21 protein-coding genes and 2 tRNA genes are annotated in these 25,071 nt (G+C 56.6%); 10 read left to right on the top strand and 13 right to left on the bottom strand.

The genetic code is table 11. From position 1 onward, the window contains the following. The first annotated feature begins 19 nt into the window (after nt 1-19). A complete protein-coding gene (locus L53_RS02310; protein WP_156947788.1) occupies nt 20-1,687 on the top strand; it encodes a hypothetical protein in 1,668 nt (555 codons plus the stop codon). Between the two features lie 20 nt (nt 1,688-1,707). Continuing rightward, nucleotides 1,708-3,339, top strand: coding sequence for a hypothetical protein (locus tag L53_RS02305; RefSeq protein ID WP_034811154.1), 1,632 nt, complete (start codon nt 1,708-1,710; stop codon nt 3,337-3,339). Nucleotides 3,340-3,415: 76 nt separating this feature from the next. Here L53_RS02305 and L53_RS02300 read toward each other — a convergent pair whose 3' ends face one another. Next, complete coding sequence (locus tag L53_RS02300; protein WP_034811152.1) at nt 3,416-4,144, bottom strand: SDR family NAD(P)-dependent oxidoreductase; 729 nt, start codon at nt 4,142-4,144, stop codon at nt 3,416-3,418. Between the two features lie 122 nt (nt 4,145-4,266). Between L53_RS02300 and L53_RS02295 the strand changes: the two genes are divergently transcribed. The 5 genes from L53_RS02295 to L53_RS02275 all read left to right on the top strand — a co-directional run bounded on the left by L53_RS02295 (nt 4,267) and on the right by L53_RS02275 (nt 10,609). After that, nucleotides 4,267-4,746 carry a MarR family winged helix-turn-helix transcriptional regulator gene (locus L53_RS02295; protein ID WP_051607471.1) on the top strand — a complete coding sequence of 160 codons (480 nt, stop codon included), beginning with the start codon at nt 4,267-4,269 and terminating at the stop codon, nt 4,744-4,746. Between the two features lie 885 nt (nt 4,747-5,631). Beyond that, on the top strand, nt 5,632-6,144 hold the full coding sequence (locus tag L53_RS02290) for a hypothetical protein (RefSeq protein WP_034811150.1): 513 nt from the start codon (nt 5,632-5,634) through the stop codon (nt 6,142-6,144). A 90-nt stretch (nt 6,145-6,234) separates the two neighbouring features. After that, a complete protein-coding gene (locus tag L53_RS02285) occupies nt 6,235-6,990 on the top strand; it encodes a molecular chaperone (protein WP_034811148.1) in 756 nt (251 codons plus the stop codon). A gap of 111 nt (nt 6,991-7,101) precedes the next feature. Then, nucleotides 7,102-9,660: a fimbria/pilus outer membrane usher protein gene (locus L53_RS02280; protein ID WP_034811146.1), complete on the top strand. Its 2,559-nt coding sequence runs from the start codon at nt 7,102-7,104 to the stop codon at nt 9,658-9,660. 1 nt (nt 9,661) lies between these two features. Further along, on the top strand, nt 9,662-10,609 hold the full coding sequence (locus L53_RS02275; RefSeq protein WP_034811144.1) for a hypothetical protein: 948 nt from the start codon (nt 9,662-9,664) through the stop codon (nt 10,607-10,609). Between the two features lie 19 nt (nt 10,610-10,628). Here L53_RS02275 and L53_RS02270 read toward each other — a convergent pair whose 3' ends face one another. The 3 genes from L53_RS02270 to L53_RS02260 all read right to left on the bottom strand — a co-directional run bounded on the left by L53_RS02270 (nt 10,629) and on the right by L53_RS02260 (nt 12,684). Then, on the bottom strand, nt 10,629-11,090 hold the full coding sequence (locus tag L53_RS02270) for a nuclear transport factor 2 family protein (protein WP_034811141.1): 462 nt from the start codon (nt 11,088-11,090) through the stop codon (nt 10,629-10,631). A 68-nt stretch (nt 11,091-11,158) separates the two neighbouring features. After that, nucleotides 11,159-11,644 (bottom strand): YHS domain-containing (seleno)protein, encoded by a 486-nt coding sequence (locus L53_RS02265; RefSeq protein ID WP_034811139.1) that lies wholly within the window; start codon nt 11,642-11,644, stop codon nt 11,159-11,161. 218 nt (nt 11,645-11,862) lie between these two features. Continuing rightward, entirely contained in the window at nt 11,863-12,684 is an 822-nt protein-coding gene (locus tag L53_RS02260) for a cysteine hydrolase (RefSeq protein WP_034811136.1), read from the bottom strand. 249 nt (nt 12,685-12,933) lie between these two features. Between L53_RS02260 and L53_RS02255 the strand changes: the two genes are divergently transcribed. Both L53_RS02255 and L53_RS16150 read left to right on the top strand, forming a co-directional pair. Further along, nucleotides 12,934-13,932 carry an AraC family transcriptional regulator gene (locus L53_RS02255; protein ID WP_034811134.1) on the top strand — a complete coding sequence of 333 codons (999 nt, stop codon included), beginning with the start codon at nt 12,934-12,936 and terminating at the stop codon, nt 13,930-13,932. A gap of 234 nt (nt 13,933-14,166) precedes the next feature. Next, complete coding sequence (locus L53_RS16150; RefSeq protein ID WP_156947787.1) at nt 14,167-14,790, top strand: GIY-YIG nuclease family protein; 624 nt, start codon at nt 14,167-14,169, stop codon at nt 14,788-14,790. Here the strand turns inward: L53_RS16150 and L53_RS02245 are convergent. From L53_RS02245 to L53_RS02200, 9 genes are all read right to left on the bottom strand, one after another. After that, nucleotides 14,787-17,456 (bottom strand): DEAD/DEAH box helicase, encoded by a 2,670-nt coding sequence (locus L53_RS02245; protein WP_034811132.1) that lies wholly within the window; start codon nt 17,454-17,456, stop codon nt 14,787-14,789. The two genes, L53_RS16150 and L53_RS02245, sit on opposite strands and share 4 nt — an antisense overlap. A gap of 3 nt (nt 17,457-17,459) precedes the next feature. Further along, nucleotides 17,460-19,088 carry a site-specific DNA-methyltransferase gene (locus tag L53_RS02240; protein WP_034811130.1) on the bottom strand — a complete coding sequence of 543 codons (1,629 nt, stop codon included), beginning with the start codon at nt 19,086-19,088 and terminating at the stop codon, nt 17,460-17,462. 86 nt (nt 19,089-19,174) lie between these two features. Continuing rightward, nucleotides 19,175-20,290: a tyrosine-type recombinase/integrase gene (locus L53_RS02235; protein WP_034811127.1), complete on the bottom strand. Its 1,116-nt coding sequence runs from the start codon at nt 20,288-20,290 to the stop codon at nt 19,175-19,177. Between the two features lie 3 nt (nt 20,291-20,293). Further along, nucleotides 20,294-20,770: a helix-turn-helix domain-containing protein gene (locus L53_RS16145; RefSeq protein ID WP_051607469.1), complete on the bottom strand. Its 477-nt coding sequence runs from the start codon at nt 20,768-20,770 to the stop codon at nt 20,294-20,296. Continuing rightward, nucleotides 20,760-20,963 (bottom strand): AlpA family transcriptional regulator, encoded by a 204-nt coding sequence (locus tag L53_RS02225; RefSeq protein WP_034811125.1) that lies wholly within the window; start codon nt 20,961-20,963, stop codon nt 20,760-20,762. Before L53_RS02225 ends, L53_RS16145 begins: the two co-directional genes overlap by 11 nt. Nucleotides 20,964-21,062: 99 nt before the next feature. Continuing rightward, nucleotides 21,063-22,079 (bottom strand): hypothetical protein, encoded by a 1,017-nt coding sequence (locus tag L53_RS02220; RefSeq protein ID WP_034811123.1) that lies wholly within the window; start codon nt 22,077-22,079, stop codon nt 21,063-21,065. A gap of 86 nt (nt 22,080-22,165) precedes the next feature. Next, nucleotides 22,166-23,362, bottom strand: coding sequence for an integrase arm-type DNA-binding domain-containing protein (locus L53_RS02215; protein ID WP_034811120.1), 1,197 nt, complete (start codon nt 23,360-23,362; stop codon nt 22,166-22,168). Between the two features lie 512 nt (nt 23,363-23,874). After that, nucleotides 23,875-23,948: transfer RNA gene (locus L53_RS02205), tRNA-Gly, on the bottom strand. A 44-nt stretch (nt 23,949-23,992) separates the two neighbouring features. Next, nucleotides 23,993-24,077, bottom strand: a tRNA-Tyr gene (locus L53_RS02200). Between the two features lie 107 nt (nt 24,078-24,184). Between L53_RS02200 and L53_RS02195 the strand changes: the two genes are divergently transcribed. Then, entirely contained in the window at nt 24,185-25,018 is an 834-nt protein-coding gene (locus L53_RS02195) for an RNA methyltransferase (protein ID WP_034811118.1), read from the top strand. Nucleotides 25,019-25,071: the final 53 nt, after the last annotated feature.

The following is a 25,071-nucleotide window of genomic DNA, read 5'->3' as shown; positions in this document are numbered from 1 at the left end:
GAAAGCCCGCCCTCCGTCTTTGGAGGGCGGGCTTTTTATTTCGGGCCCAGAACGATTCGACATAACCATAGGTTTATGGTACCTAACCATAGGTAGTGGGTCTACTTCAAACTCGGCTGGGGGGCCGATAATGAAAAACATCAGCACAGCTATCGCAATCACACTCATGCTCTTCATGACCGCTTGCATATCGAAGGGGCCGCTGCGCACATATCCAGGCGCGATATATGAGTTTAGTGACGATCAGTCCACGCGCATTGAGATAGATATAAACCGAGTTCTATTCAACGAGATCTGCGTCCCCAAGAAGGATCGTCTTGGAACGCCCTTCGAAATTCCTGACGAGTGCTTCAAAGTTGAAGGCGGCCTCCTTCCAGGCGACACTGAAGAACAGAAGCGCGCTAAGGTCGAGGACACCAACACCCCCAGCACGCTCGAATTTCAGACATGGAACACAGACGGAAATCAAGTATTTTCAAGCCTTATTATGGCGCTGGAACATCTGCCAGACGACCGAAAGCTTGCGATACGGAATGCGACAGCCAACCAGCTGATTTTCGCCTCAGAACATGCTTGCCGCAATTACCTTTTCACCCTCGTCGGTGTCCAAACCAATACGCGATTTGGAACGGAAATGTTTGCTGGCATAGCATCGACTGCGGCCAGCCTTACAGATGCAACGGATCCATCAAATCTCTACTCCGCTCTGAGTGCACTCTCGATCATGGGCAGCGCCTCGCTGGACCGAAACTATTTTGCCAATCAGGCCGTGGAAGTGATCCGTCTGGCGATAGACAAAAATCGCACCGAAAAGCGCAATGCGCTAAGGAAAAAACTGGTATCAACGTATGCCGAGTATCCGTTTGGAATCGCGATGGCTGATATTGTTCAGTTCCACTCCTCATGCAGCTTGATGGAGGGGTTGGCCGATACCAAGGAGGCCATCATAGATCGTGAGACGGCAATCCGGGGGGCACGAAACATTGCCGCGCGGCTGAATGATACGGGTGCCGATGGCCGTCAAATCGTTGCTGCACTCACGGGACTTGAAGAGAGCCATTTCGGCCTTCCCAGCGACGAACCGGGTGCAATTGCGTCATCGGCCATTGAGGACGGAGTCTCACAGGCGGAGATTCTTCTCATCACGATTCTCAAGCCGGGCGATGTCGATGAAGCATCCAAAGTCGATGCCGTCGAGAAGCTTGCGACGGGCTATTGCGCATCACCAGAAGGACTTTCCAGCCAAGTCTCCTGCGAGCTCTCCAAGCCTCTGGATTCCGCATGGTTCTCGGCGGCGAAAGCCCTGCTGAAGGCGGCGCCCGCAGGGGAAACTGCCGATCAAAAGAAAGCCCGCCTAGAGGCAAACAGCCAGGCATTTTCTGCCGAGTTGCAGAAGGCCCTAGAGGCGAAAAAGCAAGAGATGACGGCGCGCCGTCACCTTGCAGCAACCTTCTTGCGCATACTCGCAACGCCCACACTCAGCCAGCAAAGTTTTGATGAGCTTCAGATCACCGACACCTTTTTGTTTGACGATCAGCTGTCACCCGACCCCGCCGTCGCGATGGCCCAGTTGGCCTTGCGAAATCAACCGGGCCCGAACCCTCCGAACACTGATGTAAAGCAGATCCAGCCAGCCGCTACGCGAGCCCTGGAAGTATTCAACGCGGCAATACGTTCGAAGCAGTAATCCTCCGAAGGGATTTCACTATGCGACTGATACAATTTCTGACCATTGTGGCACTCTTGTCATGCCTGCCAGCCTGCCTCACGGCCTACCGCGCTCCCACCGCAACCATGTCATCCTGCGAAGATTATGACAGATATCTCTACAGCAAGTACCCAGATCAAAAGAGCTTGATTCAGTCCGGTCCCCTCGCCGACGAAGATGATGCCAATCCTGGTGCCGAGGATAAGTTCGGCCTGGAGGACCGCAACAAAAAATGGACACCACATCCAAAAGAAGAGCATCTTTCACACATCGACCCGATAATTGTACGCTACAGTGAAGGCGGCGATCTCGTCTCCCGGTGTGACTATAGCCGGGTGCTACATGCGCTGATCAACACCAATGACAAGAAACGCGTTGTCTTCGTCTACATACATGGATGGCGAAACGATTCCGGGAAAGAGAATAACAAGGCTTACAACTACGGGAAGTTTCCCACCCAACAAGAAACGGGCGGCAAGGACCTCCACAAATTCCGCGAGTTTTTGCGCGAGCGGCAAAGAATGGAACGCGAGCGCACAGATAAAGACCCAGCGGTGGTCATAGGTGTTTTCGTTAGCTGGAAGGGGCGCTCAGGTATCCCATATCTGGATTATTGGAGCCGGCGTTCCGGTGCTGACAAGTTGGCCCGGAGCGCGCAAGTGGCTCGGCTGTTTGGAGCAATGGAGAACATTATCGGACAGGAGTGTCCGGCTAGCTCAGAGATGTGCAATGATCCAAGCACAAAGACCGGGACCAAACGATCCGATACCAAGCTCATATACATGAGCCACAGTATGGGCGCACGGGTTCTCTATGGTGCGATGGCCCCAAGGTTTACCTACAATGTCCAACGTGCCTACCCGATCGATAAGACAGCACCGTATGCGGCTATTCCAAGAGGACCCGATCTCGTGCTGATGATCAGCCCTGCACTCGAGGCGGCGTCATACAAATCGATCGACGAGTTTCGATATTCTGACCGGAGATTCGTTGAGTCTCATTTGCCCCAAATGCTTGTTATCCAGTCGGAAGGCGACTGGGCAACTAGGTCCGCCTTCGCGATTGCCGAATCCTTTGGCCGCCTTAACGATCCCTATCAAAGCGCACAAAGACGTCGCACTATAGGTCATTCCCCACAGTTTGTTACGCATAAGCTCGTCAAATTAGACAGCCCATGTATCGGAGAAACAAAGAAGGTAACGCTTACAGGATCCTTCTGTCACGGCAGGGTGAAACTCATCTATTGCCCAAAACCAAACACCAGCACAAAGGATGTTCCGCCTGCAAAGAGAAAGCGAGAGAATCATGTGCTTGTTTCTACTCAGGCCAAAGAGACGGATAATTCGGAGCCATTCGAATTTGACACAGAATGCGTTGATGTACCGGAAGTCATCAGACCCAAGAAAGTAGTAGACAGGAAATTGCGACCATCTCCATTCTTTGTTGTACAGGTAGAAAAAGACGTTCTATCGGCACACGGATTTTTCCTGGACGCAGAGGCGAATAGCAGAGCGGGAAAAGCAGACGGCGACGGGTTTTTGCCGTGGCTGCACGAATATATCACCAAATTCGAGGCTGAACTGGAAAGGGGAGACGAGAAGGCGGGGCTCGCGAGAACGCAGACCCAGTAGCGCGTATTCGTCTCGGATGTTCGATCCGCATGGGTCGGCGGCAACCAATCAACTCGCATCCGCCGTTTGACACATACTACCATGTCTCCCCATAGGGACGGATTTCCTGTTCGAAGGTCCAGGCTGTTTCCGGTTGTTGGAACAATTGCCAATAGGCATCCGCAATGGCTTCGGGTGGCATCAGGCCCGACGGATTGTTCGACCCACCTGCCTGCCTGATCCGTTCGCGCACCCATTCGGTATCGACGCCAGCGTCAATGATGAGATGCGCCACATGGATATGTTGTGGCCACAACTCCCGCGCCATGGATTCGGCAACGGCGCGCAATCCGAACTTGGCCGCGGCAAAGGCGGCGTAGCCATTCCCCCCGCGTCGCCCTGCGGTTGCACCGGTAAAGAAGATCTTGCCCTCTCCACGCTCAAGCATCAGCCGCGCAGATTCGCGCCCCGTCACGAAGCCGGCGAAGCAGGCCATCTCCCAGACCTTGCGGAACACGCGATCCGTCGTCTCAAGTATGGGAAAATTTACATTGGCCCCCACATTGAAAATGGTAAGGGCGAGCGGTGCCAACGCGTCCGCTTCGGCAAGGAAAGCGGTGACATCTTCTGGTTCGCGCGCATCCAGAGATCGGGCCGAGATCCTGCCACCGGCCGCCTCGATCTCGGCGACCAGAGGCTCAAGCTTGTCGCCATTGCGCCGCCCTGCCACGACCAAATACCCCTCAGATGCGAATTTTTTCGCAATCGCCGAGCCAATGTAATCGCCCGCCCCCACAATCGCGACGCTTTTGTCCAAATGCGCCATGTCACGCCTCCTTCTTGACGTCTGGTATTCTTGATCAATTTGTGTGTATATGCACACTTAATGGCGTCGCGGTAAATCCCCCAATCATCGACGACCTAGAAAATCAGTGCAGGACATGCGTCATGCTGACGGACAAGACAGACAAGATCCCGCTGTTGGAAGACCTCCGCCACAGCCCTCACGTGTGCATGGCCGAGGCGGCCCGCGCCGCAAATCGCGCGCTTGCCCGTCATTACGGTGCCTATCTGGACGGAGCCGGCATCGCTCCCGGACAGGCCTCTCTTTTGATGCAGCTCTACTATCTGCAAGATACCTCCGTCGCCGATTTCGCAGCGCGCATGCGCACCGAGCGCACAACCATGGTCAGAAACATCGCGGCGCTTGAACGCACAGGCCAGGTCGAAACCTTCACGCCAGAGGGCTTGCGCGCCCGACATGTCCGCTTGACCGAACAGGGGCGTTCCCTGCTAGCCGACATCGTCACCCGATGGAATGATGCCCAGACAGCGCTCATGAAAAAGGTTGGAACGGCGCAATGGGACGCCCTGATCAGCGCGCTGAACATGCTTGGAAACATAGATACTCACAATACAAACGATTGAGGCAGAGTTCAGACAATGCACTAGACGTGCACTGGCCGCTCGATTGTCGTCCAGCAATCGCACTTAGACCCCGGAAAGCAACCAAACCAATCTGTCGCGAATGCTGAATTTGCCATTCTGCGGCTCTGGCGAAAAAAACTTTCGATCAAACGATTGAACAAAAAAATTCGTGCGCCCGGGGAATCGCGAATGATCAAGCTGACAGGCTATCCTGGGGCAGCGGTAGCGCAAACATCACGGAGCGCCAGGCTGAACCATTGCGTTTCACATTTTGAAGTGGCCCCAACCTGCTGATTTCCTTGCAGGGGTCATTTCCTCTGGCCCCAACTACTCACATGACTGAGAACTTCCTGCTCGCGCGCAATGCGATACAAAAAATCTGCACACGATCTTTTGAACTGCTCAGTCGAGGTCCGCAAAACTCGCTCTCAAGGCGTCTCCTCCACGCGCAATCCTTCGATTTTAATAATTCTGAGGTTGAGAAGCCCGGAGAGGGCGGTTAATATTCGTTTAACCTTCGATAGTATTCAAAAATGAAGGGTAAGTTCGGGGACGCATCTTCTTGCATGCCAAATGCCGGAAGCATGAAACGAACTTGATGAGCGTAGAAACGGCAAGGGATCGGAGAGAAGAAATCTCGGGGACATCAAAAATTTAGAACCTGGCTGAGACCAGTTCGACCATATCGCGAAATTTGAGATCACTAACGGATCTGCCTTCCGGATCCGGAGTGTGGTCACGGGACACGTGTGCCCCGTGACCTGAATCGGCGGAAATCCGCCTTTCCTGCCCACTCACGTGGGATGAACTGCCCTGCCAATAGTGGCGCGGCAGAACACCCTGGCTATGGCTTGCACCCATGCCAGGAAAATCGAGGGTACCACAATGAAGCGTACACTTACAGCTATTGCGGCAGTTGCCGTACTCGCCGGCACGGCTGCCGCTCAGGACTCCGAGAGCCTGGTCATCAACCTGTCTGGCGAAGTTGAAAGCAATTGCGAACTCATTCCTGAGGGTTCGGCTTCCTACAATGTAGACATGCTGGATTCTGGCGACCAGGGCTTCCTGGCGATCGCCTATTCCTGTAACTCGCCTTACACGGTGACGTTGCAGTCCGCCAATGGCGGCATGGAGCACCAGGAAAGCTCTGGCGCCGTCAACATCGATTATGATGTCGACACCCGTTTCTGGATCTTCCCTACCGGAAGCTACAACTCCCAGGCTGACCTGTCCGGTGCTGGCGCGACGATCGTCACCGACAATGACTGGCAAAACATCCTGACCAATGGCGGAAGCCGCAACGGCAATCTCGACCTGTCGTTCGACTCCGTGGCGGAATATGCCGTGGCTGGTACGTACGAAGATACGCTGACCATCACGCTGGCTGCCAACTACTAAGTCAGAGTCTTCAGCGTCAGGCGGTGTCTGGTCTTTCCAGGCATCGCCTGGCCACTTTTTGTCACCGTAGATTGTCTGAGGACGGAAAACATGTTTTTTCGATCACTATTCGTATTCGCCGCCTGTATCGCTGCCGCAGTTTCGGCGCCAGCCGCCGCCTATGAATTTGCCCCGATCGTGGCGCAGTTTTCTCCCACCGGATCAGGCGCCGCAAAGACCTTTGTTGTTCGGAACACACATAAGGAGCCCATCGCGCTCCAGATCGAGGTCTACAGCCGGTCTGCCGACGAGATGGGCAATGAAACGCGCGAAATCGACTATGATGATTTCATCGTCACCCCGCCTCAAATGGTCCTGGCACCCGGGCAAAGCCAATCCATACGGGTTCAGTGGGTCGGAGATTCCAATCCGGACACAGAACTCGCCTACCGCCTCGTCGTCGAACAATTGCCTATACCCTATAAGGGTGACGGCAGCACACCGGAGGGCGTCTCCGTCGATGTGAAGCTCGGCTTCCGATATGAGGCCGCGCTGTACGTCGTGCCGGCCTCCGGCGCACCTGACGCCCGAATTTCATATGGTGAGATTGTGAAATCCGAAACCGGCGAAAATTTGCTCCGCCTGACCGTGGAAAACATTGGCCAGCGCCGCGCCATTCTTCAGCGCCCGGTCGTGACGCTACAGACCGGAGGTCAGACTATAGAGCTTTCCGACGAGGCTGCTGAAGCCCTCAACAATCGCAACATCATTGCCGGAACGCAGGCCGTTATCGACCTGCCCGTTGCGGACTCGCTATCCCCTGGGCCTGTATCTGCGTCGCTCAAAACAGACTATTTCCGCAACTGATTGGTTTCGTGAAGGGTGACCAAGTCAATTTCCTCCAAGGCGAGCCGCCACCCCGCCTCCCGCTGCGGCCCGGTGTGCAGACCGAAACACTCCAAACCCTTCCAGCAGCTCATGCTGTTCGCGGCGTCTGCGACAGCGTTCAAACTGACCGGCTTTGCGGCCCATGCGGACACACCCGGTCAGGATTCCGGAAACCCTGAAAGTCGGGAATTGTCAAAAGATGCGTCGCCCGACGAAATATTTGGCGCGCTATTTGGTGCCAAGGCGCAAAGCACGGTCAGCCTGCCCTACCCGGTTGTCATTTCCGGACTGAACAAGGGCGATGTTGTGATGGCGCCCAGCACGGTTCCGGGCGAGACCCGCATAGACCGCAGGCCGCTGATTGATCTCCTGCTGCCCTTCCTGATTGATGAGAAGCAACTTGAATTTCTGGAGGCCTTTTCGACACGCGATGAGATCACGACTGCCGACCTCCACAGTCTTGGCCTGGTAGCGGAATTCAATCATGCCAACCTGTATCTAGAGATAGAAGTTCCTATTGAAATGCGTGCGGTCGTGCTCGTGCCGGTTCAGCCCCGTTTCAAGGTAAACAATCTGGATACGGTCGAACAGGCAAGCACGAGCGCCGTCGTCAACATCGCGGCGGGCTCACAATATGTCCACGCCAGCCAATATGCGCCGACCGGGTTTGCCGCCACCCAGGTGAATATGGGCATCGCAGTCAACGCGCTCGGCCTCGTACTCGAAACGGGCGCCCGCTACAGCGATACATCAGAGACAGGGCTCGTCAGAAATGATACGCGCCTGACCAAGGATTTCGTCAACAAGCGTATTCGTCTTGAAGCGGGTGACCTGTCGGTTCCAACATCGGGCCTGCAGGGCAATCCCGATATTCTCGGGATTGCCGGGTTCCGCAGTTTCGGGCTGCAGCCCTACAAGGAATATCGCACGAACCCGTCGCAACAATTCGAACTGCAGCGCTCAGCCCGCGTACTCGTCTACATCAATGGCCAGTATATTCGCGATTTTCGTTTGCAGCCGGGCCGGTACAATCTGACCGATCTGCCGCTGCAAAGCGCGGCCGGCAATGATGTGGTGCTCGAGATCGAATATGACAGTGGTGACGTCGACCGCGTCGTCTTTTCAGCTTTTTATGATTTTAGCCTGCTGAAGAAAGGCACGACCGATTTCGCCTTCAGCATTGGCCCGACATCCGAGCTCAATGAGGGCGAGCGCGAATATGACATGGATAATCCCGCCGCCAGCGGATTCTATCGCAAGGGCTGGACCGACCGGTTCACCTCCGGCCTCAATTTCCAGGCGGACACACATCTCGTCAATCTCGGCGCAGAAGCTTTCTATTCGACAGGCATCGGCACGTTCGGCCTGCTGACCAGTTATAGCGACCATGATGACGGAAAGGGCAGCGCGCTGACCGGCCTGTATCGCTGGAACGATACCGACATGGCCCACCAGACCCGGTTTGATCTTCAGGTCCGGTACCAGGAAGAAGACTTCATGGCACTGGGCGGATCCCGAACGCTCTACCGATATGATATCTCCGCGCGCGCCTCCCGCACGCTCACGCCTACCACGCGCATCCAAATGGGCACTCGGTTCAGCCAGCGTCATGATACCAGCGAGTTTGAACAGTCCCATTCCCTGAATATGACATGGGCCACCCGCTACGGCACATTCGGGACGGCTGTGCGCTATGAGGATGCGCCGGGCCGCACCGGATGGTCGGGCGGGCTGTCCTTCAATGTGCGCCTCGGCGACGGCTTTGCCCAAGTCTATCATGATACCCGAACGCCCTCGACCCGCGCGGGCTACACGTCGCGACAGGATCGCAGCGTCGGCAGTTTTGGATGGGACACGACCTACACGCATCAAAGCAATTCAGACGAATTGCGGGCCGGCGGATCATATGTCGGAAACCGGTTTGAAGCACGCATTGAGCAGGTTCTGGGCGCCGCAACACCGCAAGACGATTTCGGCTCCGAGAATACGACCGAGCTTGCCTTCGGGTCGGCGATCGTCTTCGCGGACGGCGCAGTGGCCATGTCGCGACCGGTCTATGACAGTTTCGCGATCTTTTCCAAGAATGATGCAGTGAAAGGCTTTGACATTGCTGTCGACCCGCTAGGCTCGGTCTTCGACACGCGGCCTGCCTATGCCGCACATTCTTCCGCGATAGGCCCGGCGGTCGTCCCGGATCTGAACTCATATTACTTACGCACAATTGAGGTTGATGCCCCGGACGCCCCTGCCGGCACCTCGCTGGGGGGCCAGGCCCTGACATTCCTGCCGAGCTATCGGGCCGGCTATGTCGTGAAGATCGGCGATGATCGGAACGTGGCGGTGATGTCGGTGCTGGTCGATGAGCTGGGCGAGCCTATCTCGTTTGCGGCCGGCTATGCGATCACCAGTGATGGAACACGTCACCAGATGTTCACCAATCGCGGCGGCCGCTTCTATATTGATGGCCTGCAGCATGGAGAGACGGTGACGCTGGAGTTTGACTCGCCCGAAGGGGCGACCGCGAGTTTCAGCGTACCCGAAGGCGAAATTGGCGTCATACGCCTGCCCAAACCGGTACAAATCAAGACCCGCAAGACCACAGCGCCCTATGACGTGACGGTGCACGTGATGAACAAGGAGGGCGCGTGACATGTTGCTCGCAAGACTTTGGCTGGCCATAATGGCCCTCACCCTCGCAAACGCCGCCTCGGCGCAGGACGATATCGCCCAGTCACCTGCCAGTATGGCCGTGCCGGGCGAGCCATCGACCACTGACCCCTGCCAGCTGCGCCCGGTTCCGACACGGGCCATTCACTATCGCGGCGCCCGTAGTCGCGGCTATGAAAGCGCCAGCGACCGGATCCATTCGGAGCTTGCCACAATCGCAATTGAGCATGGGGGAGATGGGTGCACCTATATCGTCCGTATCGAGCCGGATGGCGGGCCGGGACAAGCGCAAATGCATTCCGGACCGAACGCACTCGCCTTCCAGATCGACCATGCCGGACGCGACAGCGTACAGGCTGGCAATGTCGTGGAAATACAGGGGTCCATTCCGCGGGGACAGCGCCAGCGCCAGGCGCAATTCCAGATCTCGTTGCCACCGGGCCAACTTGTTCCGGCCGGTCAATATACAGGCCGCGTCATGGTCTCCCTGTATGACAGCCGGGATGGCGGACAGGAGCTGGTCACGCGGCAATCGGTAGAAGTGGTCACCCGCGTCGCGCCGAGCGTCACTGCCTCATTTGGCAGCGATGCGCGTGGCGGTTTGCGGTCAACCACGCTCGATTTCGGTCCCATGAGGAAGGGATTGGAGAAGTCGGTCGATTTCGCTGTGGACGCCAACACGCTCTACTCCATCTATCTTCTGTCACAGAATGGTGGAGAGCTGCGTCACGAGTTCACGTCCACGGGCATCGCCTATGACTTGCGGATTGATGGCAAGCTGGTGGCGCCTGCGCCGGGAGCCGAAACCGCGCTGGTCAAAGGCGCCACCAGCTCGCAACACCGACTGGGCATTCTGATCCGCCCCGACACGACCCACGCCCCGGCCGGCAAGTACACCGACCGCCTGACACTGGTGATCGCCGGGGATTAGGGCGGCCTCGGCGCCTACCCTACAGCCCCAACTCGCTGAGACCGGGATAATCGTCGGGACGACGGCCCATCAGCCAGCGGAGCTTTCTTTCACCTACCGAGATGGGCAGGTTATTGATGCTGGCATGCCGTCGTTGCATCAAGCCAGACTCGTTGAACTCCCAATTCTCGTTGCCATATGCCCGATACCATTGACCGGTCCGGTCGTGAAATTCATACGCATATCGCACAGCAATCCGGTCATCCGAAAAGGCGAACAACTCCTTGATCAATCGATACTGGATCTCTCGCCGCCACTTGGCAGTCAAGAAGCTGACGATTTCGGCGCGACCATTGATGAAGAGGTCACGATTTCGCCAGACGCTATCCTCGGTATAGGCCAGCGACACTTTCTCGGGGTCCTGCCCGTTCCACGCGTCTTCGGCGAGGCGGACTTTCTCGGTGGCCGCTTGCAATGTGAAAGGAGGTGAAGGGGGACGCATATTGGACTCCTGCAATATCTGGAGGGAGAAATGCGACCGGACGCACCGCCCGGCCGCCAATGAAAGGATCAGAGATCGCCAACAGCCTTGTGCTGGATGGATGGCCAGGTCTTTTCAGCGCGTTTGAGAATTTGCACCTCGTCTTTTTTGTACTTTTCAAAGACGTCTGCGTTCACGAACAGGTAGAGCTTGCCGTCAACAATGTCTGCATAGTGAGGATCGCCGTCGAACTTCTTGCCGAGGGCAACAGCATAGGCGCAGAAGCCACCATATTGTGGGGCAAAGCGAGCCGGATCAGTCTTGAATTTACGAGCCGATTCCGCAGACGCGAAATAGTAGGCGACGCCATCTTCAACGACCGTATACGCAGCGTCGCCTTCGGCGACTGCGTTATAGGTTGTCAGGGCGACAGCGTCGACGCCGTGCAGGCCTAGGGGAACGCCCGCTGTCGTTACGCCGTTCGACACATTGTATTCGTCTTCTGCGAAAGCGGGCATAGAGGCCGACATCGCAATCGCGATGGCCATTCCGGTGAGATAAAGTTTCTTGGTCATGTCAGATATCCTTGAGGGGTGAATGCCAGTCATCTGGCGGAACAGGCCGATGGTTCAGGGGCTGCGCGAAGGAGTACGCATTTTCGGGCGGCGGAAGGCCTGTAAATATCCGCCGACGAAACAAGAGGGCGCCCGGCTGATGGGTGTGGGTGGGTGAGTTCAACTGGGCGCCAAGGGAGCCATCCGGGGAGAGGGCGCAGGAAAGATGGCTCCGAAGCCTATTTCTTGTAGGCGGACCTGATCGCCTTCACCGTGTTGGCGGTATTATCAACGGCACTGGCAATCATTCGAAAATTGGTGAGGGATGCGTTATAACCATTGTAATGCTCTGTGATGGCTCCGGCCGTTGCATCAGTCACAACCATGACCTCGAAACCTGATTCGATCAGGCTACGCATGTGGGACTCCGTGCACAGATTTGATGACATTCCTGCAAGAATGACCTTGTTGATGCCGGCTTTACGCAGTTGGAGCGCAAGGTCATTGCTATCCGGGCCATAGACTTTGTGCGGGCTGGTCACCACCGTCTCACCATTCTCGATATAGGGCTTGTACTGGTCCAGCCAGTCAGCACCAGACCCTTCGAATCCTTCAAGGTTCAAGGCGGATGGACGGTCGAACATGCCGATGGAGTGCATCAAGGTCTCGAGCGTGCCCTCGAAGAGCCACTCATGATCGTGCTCATAATAGTAATGCGGCGAGACGAATACGGGCATGCCGGTTTCCTCGGCAATCTTGAACAAATCGCCGATATTTTCGACCGTGCCGTTCTCCGTGATGCTTTGCCCGACCACGCCCCAAGTGACGCCGTCAGGAGACAGGAAATCATTCTGCGGATCAGTGACAACGATGGCTGTACCATCCGTGGTCACTACAAATCCTGGCATGGGCAAGCCATCATTGACCGGCGGCATCTTGGCCGACGCCGGGCGGGCGCCTTGGCTCTCGGCTTCGGCTGCAACGCCGATCAGGGCAATGACAGCCGTGGCCGTCGCGATGAACTTGAGAAGCGCTTGTGGCGCACTGGGTGAATTCAACATGGGTCTTTTTCCTCGCGGCTGTTGGGTCTGGTGGTCCAGTTTGCCAGCCCGGCGGGGAGATACTCCCGGTCTGGAGCGTCACCCTGAGCTGATCTGTACTCATCGTATGAGGGGCAACGATGAGCGTATTGACCGGTCGCGACATCCTGTTGACTGGACGCGACAATCCCTTTGGCGCAATGTGAAAGCGTGAGGTGCGATGGGGATCGCGCCCTTGGGGGGAAGGCCAGAGCGGGGAGCGCGAGGGAGATGGCAACAGTTTCAACCGTCTTCGTATTGAGGATCATTGAGCGGCTCAGCGACCGGATGGACCGGGACATGCTGTGCCGTGTGGCCGGACTCGACCCGTCGCCATCGGCCAGCCCCCCGCCCGCCATGATCAACGCCGCCGATTATTACAGCCTGCTGGAAACCATCGCCGAGACCGAGACACCGGATATCCGCTTCCTGCTCGGCGTCAGCATGTCGGCCACCTGCTCCGATTTCGGCGCTGTGGGCCTGGCTTGGAAATCGGCACCGACGCTGCGCCAGTCCTTCCTGCGGATGGACCGCCATGCGCGCGCCTACAACACGGCCTCGACGTTCAAACTGTATGACAAGGGCGACACATTCTGGTGGACGCACCGGCGGCCAGACACGCCGCGCCTCGGCCTGGACCTGTCGAGCGAGGGCGCGCTGGCCACCTATGTCACGCTGTGCCGGGAGGCGACCGGCCCGAATTCAAAACCGGGCGCGGTACAGTTCTGCCACCCGGAACCGGCCGGCTCGCGTGAGCTACTGGAGGCACACTTTCGCTGTCCGATCACTTTCGGGGCGGACATTGACGCACTGAGGCTCGACAAGCCGAACCTGGTCGGCGACGAAAGCATCTGGAAATTCCTGAGCGCCCAGGCCGAGGGAATGCTGCCGGCCGAGTCCGGGGATCGCCAGCTGGACCGGCAGGTCGTGCTGCAGATTGCCGATGTGCTGACCGATGGCACTCCATCGCTGGCGCAAGTTGCCTCGGATCTCGGCATGAGTGCCCGGACGCTGCAGCGCCGGCTGTCGGACCAGGGGCTGACCTTCCAGGCCCTGGTGGACCAGGCGCGGCGCGAGACGGCCGAGCGCTTTCTCGCCAACACGCGCTATTCCATTGCGGAAGTGGCTTTCCTGACAGGGTTTTCCGAACAGAGCGCCTTCACCCGCGCCTTCAAGCGCTGGGCGGGCCAGACCCCCGGGACCTATCGCGACCTGACCGCCGCCCCCTGACCCCACAAAAAAGGCCGCCCCACAGGACGGCCAACCGAAATACCTGGTGCCAGAAGAGGCATCAAATATAATTCACAAAACATTGTAATTATTATATATTATTTTTTCTTGCCGAATTGATACCCCCAAATATACCCCCATGCTCACACCGTTGTTCGGTATAGGGTTAACCGTAGGTATCAAAATGCTAACGAATTGGAGCGATCCTCGGTAAAATTCGAAAGCGAGGATCTCATGGCGAAACTGAGTGAGGCACAAATTCAATTTCTTAAGGCGCACAAGATCGATCCGTCGCTTCTGTACGATGCAAGCGGCCAATCAAGCTCAGATTGGCGAGGCGCAATGAAAAAGATCGGCAAGAAGTTCGCGTTCGGAACTTCACCTTGCGGCGCTGAAGGGCACACTCTTCGCAGCCGTCATGGGCATTGCATACAATGTGATCCTTCCCGTATCGCCTATGCACTTCGCTTCTCAAAGCCGGGACACGTTTACATTCTTGGCTCCCTTACCGGAAAACTTATCAAGATCGGGGTCACGACAGAACTTGCTTCTCGAGTCGCTAATGTGGTTTCGATGCAATATGGAAATGCGTCAGACTGGCAGCCGCTCGCTGTGACAGAAAAGATCAACGGGGCCGGCAAAATCGAGGCCGCCGCTCACAATATTCTGGAAGCGCACCGCGTCACGGGAAAGTCTTGCCGGGCGGGAGAAACTCACATCACTTACGAACTCTATTCATGCGACTACAACAACGCAAAAAGCGCGTTAGAATCTGCCGTGCCGGAAGGCACAAAGATTTTCACGAAGGCATCGCAGCCAGTCTTGAGCGCTTTCAAAGGTTTGGAAAGGGCGGCCTAACGGGTGTCGGATTGCTCTAGTTCAATCACGCGCCGGATCTCGTCAAAGTCCTTGGCCCTCGGCATGGCAAAGAGGCACCGCCCATTGCTTGCATCAGCCCATAGCTCGCCAATTCTAAGCTTGTCGCGGGATTCCTCCATAAGATGCGCACCCTTGTATTCGACGGCCAGTATTCGGCCATCGGTCAAGAGCGCGACGAAGTCAGGATAGAACTTGCCGCTTGGCAACTGGAGCCAGAATGCGTTCGGCTTCCGATCCACGTTGCGCACCCAATAGCGAACGTCCTTGTGATTATCGAGATATTGAGCACACTGGAACTCTTCGCCGGCTTCCTTGAGGTCACCAATTTCCTGAAAATAGTGCTTCTGGAACTTATGCCCGCCGCGATAAGGCTGGTTGTAGGCGTAGCTCTGCGCATCGAATACGATTGCTTTGTCAGCTGCGGTTTCGAACTTCTGGGCATCAGCTGCAAACAGGGCGTCATAACTCCCGGCTTCGCGTTCCTTGCGCAGCTTGTCGATTTCTTCCTTCAAGGCCCGCCGGATCTCGGCGCGATAGCGTGCCAGCTCATCTAGAGCATAATTCTTTCGCTGCATCAGCCCTTCGAGTGCGTTGCTGATGAACACCTTGGCGGCGGGTTTGGTTACGTCAGGGTGCGGTATACCCTGATCAATCCAGTTCACGAGGCGCGGCAATGTCCACGCGGGCTCATGCACCAGCATGGAAAGCTGTTCCTGAACGTCGCCGACAAACGCAACGGTCATCCGGCCTTCATTGCTTGTGTCGATCAGCCCAACGGTTGAGGCGTCCTTGATCCTGTATCGATCAACGAAGTTTGCCGGGTCGCAGTCGGCGAGGTTCCAGGGCAGGTCCAAGAAATGGTCCCGGCTCAAAAGCTCTAGCTCGCCTTGGCGGTAAATGCACAGTTGCGGCACAATGAAAGGCAGCTTGTCACCTTGGGGAAGTTCGCTCGCCTGTATGCGGTTACTGCGAATAAACAGGCTCTCAACGGCTCTCTCTGCGCCGGGCACTTTGTTGAAGGTCATCAGCATTGTGTTGCGCTGATCTCTGGAGACCACACCAGTGACCTTCAATTTTCGGCTTTCGGGGTCAAACTCCACCTTGTTTCTTATGGATGGCGGCAGCTTCTGAATAGCGTTTACCACGTCCGCTGGCTTGGAATCGGGCGTATGTGGAATTGCGTCTGACTCGTGCTGATAGTCGCCGCGTTCCTCCGAGAATTGGAATCCACTGTGCGCCTTCACAAGCTCTTCAGCTTCCAGTCGGTCAAACCCTGCGCCGACGACAAGCCCGTCTTTCAAATTGCCCGCCGTGTCGTTGAAGTTTTTCGACGCGACAAATGCATAGGCACGGTTCAACGTATCGCGGGTCTTGCGCCGCGCCTGTGGCATTCTCAGAACACGGCCAAGAATCTGCTCAACCGCAGTTGCCGATTTCAGTTCGCCGACAGAGCAAAGCACGTAGGCGAACGGGCAATCCCATCCCTCGCGCAGCGCCTGAATTGTAATGACGTAGCGCACATCGCAAGACGGGTCAGCCACATCGTCCAGACTATCCAGTTCCTTGTAACCGCCGCCATGCAACGCAATTTGTTCGCGTGGAATACGCATCTTCTCAGTCAAGTATTCTGTGACCTTGTCGATGGTCAGGCGATCGGGGTCGGTCTTTGATTTCGATTGCGCCTGGAACAGAATAATTGGCCGAATATACTCGCCGGTCTCGGCCTGCTCTTTCTTCGCCTCACTTTCCAGCGCTTCACGGCAATCATAGGCCTGCCCAATGACCTTTTTCCAATCGGCATCCGTTTGCAGACGGATTGGCAGCTTAATCATTTCCGCTGCTTTAAGCTCCGCCGCCGATACGTGATACAGCACGTTGGATGGATAAAGATTCTTGGCCGGGTCGATCTTAGTCTGCGGAGTCGCCGTCATTTCCAAGATGAGTGATGGATCAAAACGGCTTAACGTATCAAACGAAAGTGCGGTCTGGTTGTTGTGCGCTTCGTCAACGATGATCATGGGGCGGTGCAGTTTCAGTACGTTGGCGAGTGAGGCAACTGGGCGGTGTGTTCCGTCCACTTTCTCCAGTCTGGCGATCTGCTCTTCATTCAAGCCGCTGAAGTGATCCATCAGCGCGCCTGCATCCTGATATACTTTGCGGCCATCGGTTTCTTCGACGCGGAAGGCTTGCAGGGTGGAAACAATGATACAGGCCCCGCCACTGGCATCGGGCCGGGACAGGGAGAGGGCTTCCTCTACCGTGAGTACTGTCAGGTTTCGGCCGAAATCGGCGACAAGTGCGGCACGGTAGGGATGATCCAGATCGCGCAATGCATCCAGGGTTTGATTCAGGATGGCTTTTGAGGGCACCAGCCAAAGCACCATAGGGCTATCTGTATGAAGATAGGCTTTTGCCGCAACACCAATTGAGTGCGCCGCCACGATGGTCTTCCCGCCCCCAGTGGGAATGCGGATGCACACATAGGGTGCGTCTTCATTTAGAAAGGGCGCTGGCGTGTAGAGCATGTTCGCGGCGCTTATGAAGGCCGTGCGCGCACCCATCGTGGGCACGTCTTCCAGATAGCCTCGCAAGGCGTCAAGAGCGTCTTGTTGATAGCTGCGCAGTTCGAAGTTTACCGCCGCCATGCGCTATACTCCGTATATCTGGTAGGGAATTTGTTTGAATACAGCTCCGGCGCTCTTCAGACGGTCCTTGGATACTGTACACCCTTCAGCATAGATCACGCGCTGGCCTTCAAAAGGCTCCGGCGGCGCGGGTAGAGCATCAAGCCTGTCAGGCGTCAGCACATTGCCCGCCGCCTCGCGTGGTGTCTCCGCGTGGGCCGCGTCGAACAGTAAATAAACAGCGCGATCCTGAAATACGCCCAGAAAATCGCCTTTGGCCTTTTGCGGTATCGGTACGCCGGTTTCAGAAAAGAAGATGTGCGCGGCGAGATCTGGAAAAGTCACTTCCGTAGCCACGTCGCCAAACTCGTCAAACAGCGGCGTACCCATTCGGCAGAAACGGAAGCCGCCACCGAGACCTTCCACCGGCTTGGCCGGGTCATCGCCCTTGTCGTAGCCCTTGATAACTCGGCGCAGACGTTCAGCCGTCACATTACGCGCAATAGTGTCATCCATTTCCACAAGAATGAATTTGCGGTTGCCGCCATCTCGCTTGTTTTGCTCCAGAATAGCATGCCCGGTTGTGCCGGAACCGGCGAATGAATCCATGATAATATCTTCCGGCCCGGCACCGATCTTCAGCACCCGTTCGATCAGCCTAGTTGGCTTCGGCGTAATGAAGACGGACTGGCTGTCGTCAAACTTTACCGCTTCAAGTAGCTGCTTCTTGCCCTCTTGAGTGTTGCCCACATCTTTGTGAAACCACAGCGTTTGCGGAACAACGCCTTGTTTTACCTCGGACAAAAAGCGCTTCAGCCTCGGGACATTGTCGCCGCGCTCACCCCACCATAAGCGACCGTCTCGGTCCAGCTCAGCGAAGCGATCTTTCGATATGCGCCAATACATTCCAGTAGGTGGCCCTTCTATTACCCGTCCCGATGGTGTTGTTATCGGGTAAGTGCCTTCGCTGTAGTAGTTCCGTGCCGAAAGGTCGCCAGAGGTCCAAGGGCCGCGCGGGTCGTTGTCTACATTGCTGTATCGGGAATCTTGCTCTGCGCTTCGGTCGAGAAGATTCAGTTCGCAGCGTGATATGTTGCGCGCGTACACATAAACGTATTCGTGGTCATCGGAGAAAAAGCGGGCAGAGTTCTTGGGTGAAAAGACCTTTTGCCATATGGCACAGGCAAGAAAATTTGATGCGCCAAATATCTCGTCCATCAGGAAACGCAAGGGACCTGAAGCGTTGTCATCCATAGATATGAAAATCACGCCGTCTTCGCGCAGAAAGTCCCGCAATAACCTCATGCGCGGGTACATCATGCAAAGCCATTTATCATGACGTGACAGGTCTTCCGCTTCCTTGCCTACGACATTGCCCAGCCAAGCCTTGATCTCGGGCGAGTTCACATTGTCATTGTAAACCCACCCCTCGTTTCCGGTGTTGTAGGGCGGGTCGATGTAGATGCATTTCACCTTTCCCGCATAATACGGCAACAGGGCGCGCAAGGCCTCCAGATTGTCGCCCTGCACCAGCAGATTGCCCGCATCGGGATCGCCCGCTGATAGCTCACTATCGCAATGCACCAGACGGTAAGGCACCTCGCGGTGATGATTTACAACCGCCTGTTTCCCGATCCAGTCCAGTGTTGGCATATCTGCCCCTATTGATTCGATTCCCGGCTTTTGTAGTGCCGCAAAGGATCTCCAGCCGCAACGGCTCCCTATTCCAAATTCACAGACTAGGATTTGTGGCGACGCACCTGTTCCTCCATCCAGGCAACCATCTCAGGCGGCAAATTTCCGGTTTCTTCGTGAGTGACAAATCGTTCTTCGTTAGCAGCGAGCCGCTCCATGATCTCTGATGTTCGCCAATCTGTGACCTTTCCGTAGCTATTCAGGCTGGTGGCAAGGTCTTCATGGCCCAGATTCTGGCTCCAGGCTTTCAGGGCCTCCGGGTCCAGTTGCTTCCGAAAGGCGAGTTGCATCAGCGTTTTGCGGACACTGTGCGGGTTGGCATAGGGTAAGCCTGCTGCTTCGAAGCGTTCGCGGAAGATGCGGCGGATTCCGGCCGCGTCGCTCCAATAGTCGCGAGTCAGGCCGATGGGCGCGAATACCCCCTCTTCATTCAGCCCGGTCTTGGTTTTCGGAAAGAGCGGGTCCGTGTCCGCAAACAACAGCTCAGCACGAAGGCAGCGGATCCATTCAGCGACGATCTCTTCCGCCTCGCCGCCGACCGGGAAGAAATAGGTCGTCATCGTCTTGGCGTTCTTGGTCTTCACCTGGCGCGCATCCTGAAACACTTCACGGCGCTCCGGACTCACCTTGCCTAGAGGCAGGGACGCAATCGCCGCGTCGCGCATGCCAGTCAAAAAGGTGAAGGCAATCACAGCGCGGTCGCGTTTCTGGATCGCGGTCTCATGCGGCGCAGCGTCGATGACATGATGGATCTGCTCAACGCTTGGCACATTCTGTTTCCGCTCGGCGGTGGCAATTCTCCGATCATTGGCTGTCACGTTGAAATACTCGCAATCCGAATGGCTGATGCGGCTCTTGTAACCCTGCTGATCGGCCAGCCATTTGAAGAACGACTTCACTGCCATTAGCCGCGAACGGATTGTGGACTTCGCGAGTGGCTGGCCGGTGCGGACATTGATCGCCGCCTTCAGGTCTCGCTGGAACTTCTGTGGCTGTTCAATGTGAAACGCGGCAAAGTCCTTGCCATTCGTAGACTTTTCGAATGCAGAAATGGCGGCGGCGACTTGGTCAGCTGTGGCGGGCGTCATGCCTTTGGCGGTCTCCAGCCATTGCAGGTATTTGCGCTTTATACGGGCGTTCTTCGCTTGTGCCTTTTTCATCTTTCACACCTCCGTCTTGCAGTGATCATTCACGCAGGGCTGATTGGTCTCACCTAGGTGTTTGAAGCGATGCGTGCCTGACAGGCTGACAAGGGCAGATAGACGCGAAACCTGTTGCCAGCTGACGCGCTTGTGCATGACTGTCGTGCACGTCTCGCACAGCATACGCACCATCGCCGTTTTACCACTTGCCCCGATCAATTCTGCTTCGGAAAACGCGGCACGCTTCGGCGCGCGACATTTCATGCAGTAGCACTGATCGAGATGGCACTTGTGCTTCCGTGAGCGCCGCTTTCGAAGGTAAGCCGATAGCTCGTCACCCAGGATCAATATGGGTTTGCAATTATCGATTGCTGGCAAGTCGCCCGACGCGATCCAGCGCCGCACAGTCACCTTCGCCACTCCCAACGCGCGCGCCGCCTCGTCTACTGAATAACTGCGATGGATACGGATTGCGCGCCAGTTCAGCCTACGCGCCATTTTCGATCAGCTCGCGTATGTCTTCCACACGCCAGACCGTGACACGTGCGCCCAACTTGAGCGGCTTGGGAAACCGCCCGTCTTTCACGCCCGCCCACCAGGTCGATTTGCTGACAGGAATTGGGCCGACTGGGGCCAGAATATCCTTCAGGCGCAAAAACCCCGTCTTGGGTAGTTCAGTGACGTCTCGCATCGATTCTCTCCGTTCGTTTCGATGCGAGGAAGCTTGCACAGGTCCAGTATATGCTGGGGGAACAGGCGCTAGTACCTGCCTATAGCGTGGGCAATAAGCCTATTTCCCTAGCTCCTTCTCGGCTGTCTCCACTGAGTTTATAAGGTGTCCGCGCACAGTCTTTCTCGACATTTGCAATCCTGCCAGCTCAAGATCGTTCAGGATCTTGGTGACGGCTGGCCATTCCTCCTGTGTCACGTCGAGATGGTATTTCTTCAGCGCTATCGCATAGACAATCTTGTGCAGGCTTTTCAGCACGCGTGGATCGGGACTGTCGCTTTCTTCACTCGTAGTTTCATCAAGACTGGATACCCTCAAAGCAAGTTCAGCCTGCCTGAGTTGATCCTGCAATTCCGCTATCAGCCCGCCAGAAGCTGTCTGCAGACTCTCGTACGAAACTGCCCATTTTCGGTTCTCTTGATGCAGCGCGTCGATTTCTTCCCGCAACTGTTCCACTTGGCCTGTCAGAGTTTGGCTTTGCGCTTTCCAATCGATGATCTCATTTCCGAAAGCTTCAAGCGCCTGTATGAGTCCCGGCGGAAAGTCCAAATGTAATTGGTTGAGCCAAACCAGATACTCTGCGGGTATGGCTACTTCAGCCAGTTGGCCAATTGAAATCCAGTTCCAGGCAATTTCCAGGCGACCTATGTATTCCTTTCCCAAATCCGAACGTAACGCTTCACTGCCTGCGGATTTCAAAGCTTCTAATGACAGCACATCCGGCGAACGCCCCATAGACAAAGCGATACACTGCTCAATTGTCCAAGTCAGGTTGCGAGCCCATCGCCCATAGTCTGCAAACGCGGCAGGCGCATTAAAGAACAGCCCTGCGTCAATCTCTTCTCGGTGCCGTTTCCGGTCAGCAATTCGAAACTCTATTCGCTCGGAAAATCGCTGTTCCAGTATGTCGTCCGTCAGCTGTTCCAGCTGATTACGAAACTCCAAAATGTGATCACCCTCACTTTCCCAATGTATCGAGAAAGCACCATTCAACAGGTCTTCGGACGAATAGTAGGAAAACTGGTCCAGCGTCAGCCAGTTGATCTTGGCGTGACGGCTAAAATAGTAGTGTTGCATATGTGTCTCGTAACGCTCCCGCCGCCATTCCAGCCCAACCGTACGATACGAGTTTTTGTAATGCGAGAGGGTACGAAGAAAACCTGTTAGTGGGCTCCAGCCACCATTGCAGCGATCTCGTCCGCCCACCAGTTCGCCATCTTCACGCGATCTTCCCAATAGAGCGCGCGGTGATAGGCCCGCCTAACCTGATCGGCTCCAATATGGGCAAGCTCGGCTTCGATGGCGTCCTTGTCCCATAGTCCGCATTCATTCAGCAGAGTGGACGCGCTGGCTCGGAAGCCGTGAGACGTATGTTGATCTTTCTCAAACCCCATTCGCCGCAAAGCTTGATTGAGCGTGTTTTCACTGATCGGCTTGTCGCGGGCAATGGAAGACGGAAAGACGCGATAGTTGCTTCCGGTTTCGCGCCGAAGATCCTGCAATATCTGAATAGCCATCGGCGCGAGGGGTTTGACGTGTTCGCGGCGCATCTTGGTGCGGCTGGCTGGGATGGTCCAAGTTGCCGCCTCCAGATCGAACTCGTCCCAGAGCGCCAGACGCAACTCACCAGGCCGGGTATATAGCAAGGCCATGAGCTTCAGCGCCGCGCGGGTAGACGGTGCCCCGCCCTCATAGTCCCAAACCGCCTGCACCACTTCTGCAAACTCGTCTTGGGTTGTTGCCGCCGCCATATGGGTGACCTTCGGCGCAATCAGCGCGCCGCGTAGTGCGTACGTTGGGTCATCGTCGGCGCGGGCGGTGGCAACCGCGTAACGGCAAACTTGGCCAATGGTAGAGCGTAGCCTTTTGGCGCTCTCATATTTGCCCAGCGCCTCAACCTTTCGAAGCGTCACAAGCACGGTGGCAGGCTTTAGCTGTGTGATTGGAAGGTCACCAAAATCAGCAATCGCCTTGTCCAGGAGCCATTGCTTCTTCTTGAGGGTGGTATCGGCCTTCCCTTCCTTTCGCAGCTTTTCCATCAATTCGGCGGCAATGTTTGCGAAAGTGTGTTCGTTCAGCGCAGCGGCTTCTTCCTTGTTCGCTTTGGCGGTCTCGGCCGGATCCTTTCCATCAGCCAGTAACGTCTTTGCATCGTTTCGCCGCGCTCGGGCTCGCGCCAGACTCGTATCTGGGTACCCCCCGAATGCCAGCACCTTTTCCTTGCCATTGTACCGATATTTGAGCCGCCAAAGCTTGGATCCATTCGGAGTCACAAGCACATAAAGGCCGCCGCTATCCGACACCTTGTATTGCTTGGCTTTCGGTTTGAGTTGGCGAAGCTGTGTGTCTGTCAGGGGCATGGCAGTTTTGGGGGTATCGATCACTCAGGATTGGGACAGGAAATGCCACCATACCCCCTAATCTACCCCCAATAAAGCCGGATGCGAGCGCATACCCCCGCACGGCATCGGACAAAGAAACCGCTCGCCGGGCGAAAATATCTATATTTTTCAAGGGTTTTTGGAGCTTTTCGGACTGTCTCGGAGAAGCCGCTGGTGCCCAGAAGAGGACTCGAACCTCCACTCCCTTGCGAGAACTACGACCTGAACGTAGCGCGTCTACCAATTCCGCCATCTGGGTACGGGGTAGGAAGGCGCCGATGTATAGGCTGATCCGCGAGCCGTCAACGGTAAAACTGTCGTATTTGCGCACGCAACTGCGCCCTCGCGCGCCCTGCTCCCGGCATGGCAAAATCCAGGACCAGCGGCGCTTGGCGCAGCCCTTTTGCGGGCGCCGCCGCGGCGTGGACTGACGCGCAGTAATCACCTGCCTGAACAAGCGCTAGTTCGTTGTAAATCATGATAATTTTGTCTGGAGCGGGTAGACGGAATCGAACCGACATACACAGCTTGGAAGGCTGGTGCATTACCATTATGCTATACCCGCCCAGTCAGGGCCTTGCGAAGACACCTTACACCATCTGGTGCGGGTGGTGGAGGGGACAGGATTCGAACCTGTGTACGCTATGCGGGCAGATTTACAGTCTGCTGCCTTTAACCACTCGGCCACCCCTCCACGGGACCCGCGACCACACGCCGTTTGACGCCGTCGCAGCAGCGCTTCACATAGGCGCCGAAGCACCGCCGATCCACACCGGAAGCGGCCTTATAAGGAAACCCGAAATGGCGCGCAACCATTCTAAACCGCGAAAAGCACACGCTGGCGCAGATAATCCACGCCGCGGCCCTGCCCGGCCGCCGCGTCGAGCCGGAGCCGGACGCGATGGCAGCGGCGCAGATGGCGGCCCGCTCTGGATCTGGGGCACGCATGCAGTGGCTGCCGCCCTGGCCAATCCCGCGCGCAAATGTCACGAATTGCTGGCCACCGAAAACGCCGCCCAGCGCCTGCCTGCCACCGGGCCCATTGCGCCAGTTCTGGTGACGGCGCGCGACATTGATGCCCGCCTGCCCGATGGCGCGGTCCATCAAGGCATCGCCGTGAAGGTTGATCCGCTGGAAGCGGGCGCCCTTGAAGACCTGATCGATGCCGGAATCAGCCACATTGCCGTGCTGGATCAGGTATCCGACCCGCACAATCTGGGCGCAGTCTATCGCTCGGCCGCCGCCTTTGGCTTTGGTGGACTGGTGTTGCAGACGCGCAATGCACCGAATGTGACCGGTGTCGCGGCAAAGGCCGCCGTGGGCGCGATCGAAACCGTTCGCGAGGCGCGCGTGGTGAACATTGCCCGCGCGCTGGAGCAGCTGGGGGACGCCGGATACCACACGGTAGGTCTGGCTGGCGAAGGCGAGCGCCTGATCGCGGATGCGGTCGAAGGGGCACAGAAACTCGCCATCGTGCTGGGTGCCGAAGGCCCGGGCATTCGACCCGCCGTGGCCAAGGCCTGCGCCGAACTCGCACGCATCCCGATAGCCCCTGAAATGGAGAGCCTGAACGTCTCCAACGCAGCCGCGGTCGCCTTTTATGAAAGCAGCCGTAAACGTTTCCCCCTGTCATAAAGCTCTGCTAGGGATTAACCACGCTGTGGGGAAAACTGACGGAGCGCGAACCG

The sequence above is a fragment of the Hyphomonas sp. L-53-1-40 genome (assembly GCF_000682775.1).
In the GTDB taxonomy this organism is placed as follows: domain Bacteria; phylum Pseudomonadota; class Alphaproteobacteria; order Caulobacterales; family Hyphomonadaceae; genus Hyphomonas.
Note: the sequence above shows the minus strand (reverse complement) of the source record. Positions and strands in the feature narration are given on the sequence as shown.

Bases quoted from the DNA above. Each gene is read 5' to 3' on its own strand.
- L53_RS02305 (WP_034811154.1), top strand. From the start codon at position 1,708: ATGCGACTGATACAATTTCTGACCATTGTGGCACTCTTGTCATGCCTG.
- L53_RS02300 (WP_034811152.1), bottom strand. From the start codon at position 4,144: ATGGCGCATTTGGACAAAAGCGTCGCGATTGTGGGGGCGGGCGATTAC.
- L53_RS02295 (WP_051607471.1), top strand. From the start codon at position 4,267: ATGCTGACGGACAAGACAGACAAGATCCCGCTGTTGGAAGACCTCCGC.
- L53_RS02290 (WP_034811150.1), top strand. From the start codon at position 5,632: ATGAAGCGTACACTTACAGCTATTGCGGCAGTTGCCGTACTCGCCGGC.
- L53_RS02285 (WP_034811148.1), top strand. From the start codon at position 6,235: ATGTTTTTTCGATCACTATTCGTATTCGCCGCCTGTATCGCTGCCGCA.
- L53_RS02280 (WP_034811146.1), top strand. From the start codon at position 7,102: ATGCTGTTCGCGGCGTCTGCGACAGCGTTCAAACTGACCGGCTTTGCG.
- L53_RS02275 (WP_034811144.1), top strand. From the start codon at position 9,662: ATGTTGCTCGCAAGACTTTGGCTGGCCATAATGGCCCTCACCCTCGCA.
- L53_RS02270 (WP_034811141.1), bottom strand. From the start codon at position 11,090: ATGCGTCCCCCTTCACCTCCTTTCACATTGCAAGCGGCCACCGAGAAA.
- L53_RS02265 (WP_034811139.1), bottom strand. From the start codon at position 11,644: ATGACCAAGAAACTTTATCTCACCGGAATGGCCATCGCGATTGCGATG.
- L53_RS02260 (WP_034811136.1), bottom strand. From the start codon at position 12,684: ATGTTGAATTCACCCAGTGCGCCACAAGCGCTTCTCAAGTTCATCGCG.
- L53_RS02255 (WP_034811134.1), top strand. From the start codon at position 12,934: ATGGCAACAGTTTCAACCGTCTTCGTATTGAGGATCATTGAGCGGCTC.
- L53_RS16150 (WP_156947787.1), top strand. From the start codon at position 14,167: ATGGCGAAACTGAGTGAGGCACAAATTCAATTTCTTAAGGCGCACAAG.
- L53_RS02245 (WP_034811132.1), bottom strand. From the start codon at position 17,456: ATGGCGGCGGTAAACTTCGAACTGCGCAGCTATCAACAAGACGCTCTT.
- L53_RS02240 (WP_034811130.1), bottom strand. From the start codon at position 19,088: ATGCCAACACTGGACTGGATCGGGAAACAGGCGGTTGTAAATCATCAC.
- L53_RS02235 (WP_034811127.1), bottom strand. From the start codon at position 20,290: ATGAAAAAGGCACAAGCGAAGAACGCCCGTATAAAGCGCAAATACCTG.
- L53_RS16145 (WP_051607469.1), bottom strand. From the start codon at position 20,770: ATGGCGCGTAGGCTGAACTGGCGCGCAATCCGTATCCATCGCAGTTAT.
- L53_RS02225 (WP_034811125.1), bottom strand. From the start codon at position 20,963: ATGCGAGACGTCACTGAACTACCCAAGACGGGGTTTTTGCGCCTGAAG.
- L53_RS02220 (WP_034811123.1), bottom strand. From the start codon at position 22,079: ATGCAACACTACTATTTTAGCCGTCACGCCAAGATCAACTGGCTGACG.
- L53_RS02215 (WP_034811120.1), bottom strand. From the start codon at position 23,362: ATGCCCCTGACAGACACACAGCTTCGCCAACTCAAACCGAAAGCCAAG.
- L53_RS02195 (WP_034811118.1), top strand. From the start codon at position 24,185: ATGGCGCGCAACCATTCTAAACCGCGAAAAGCACACGCTGGCGCAGAT.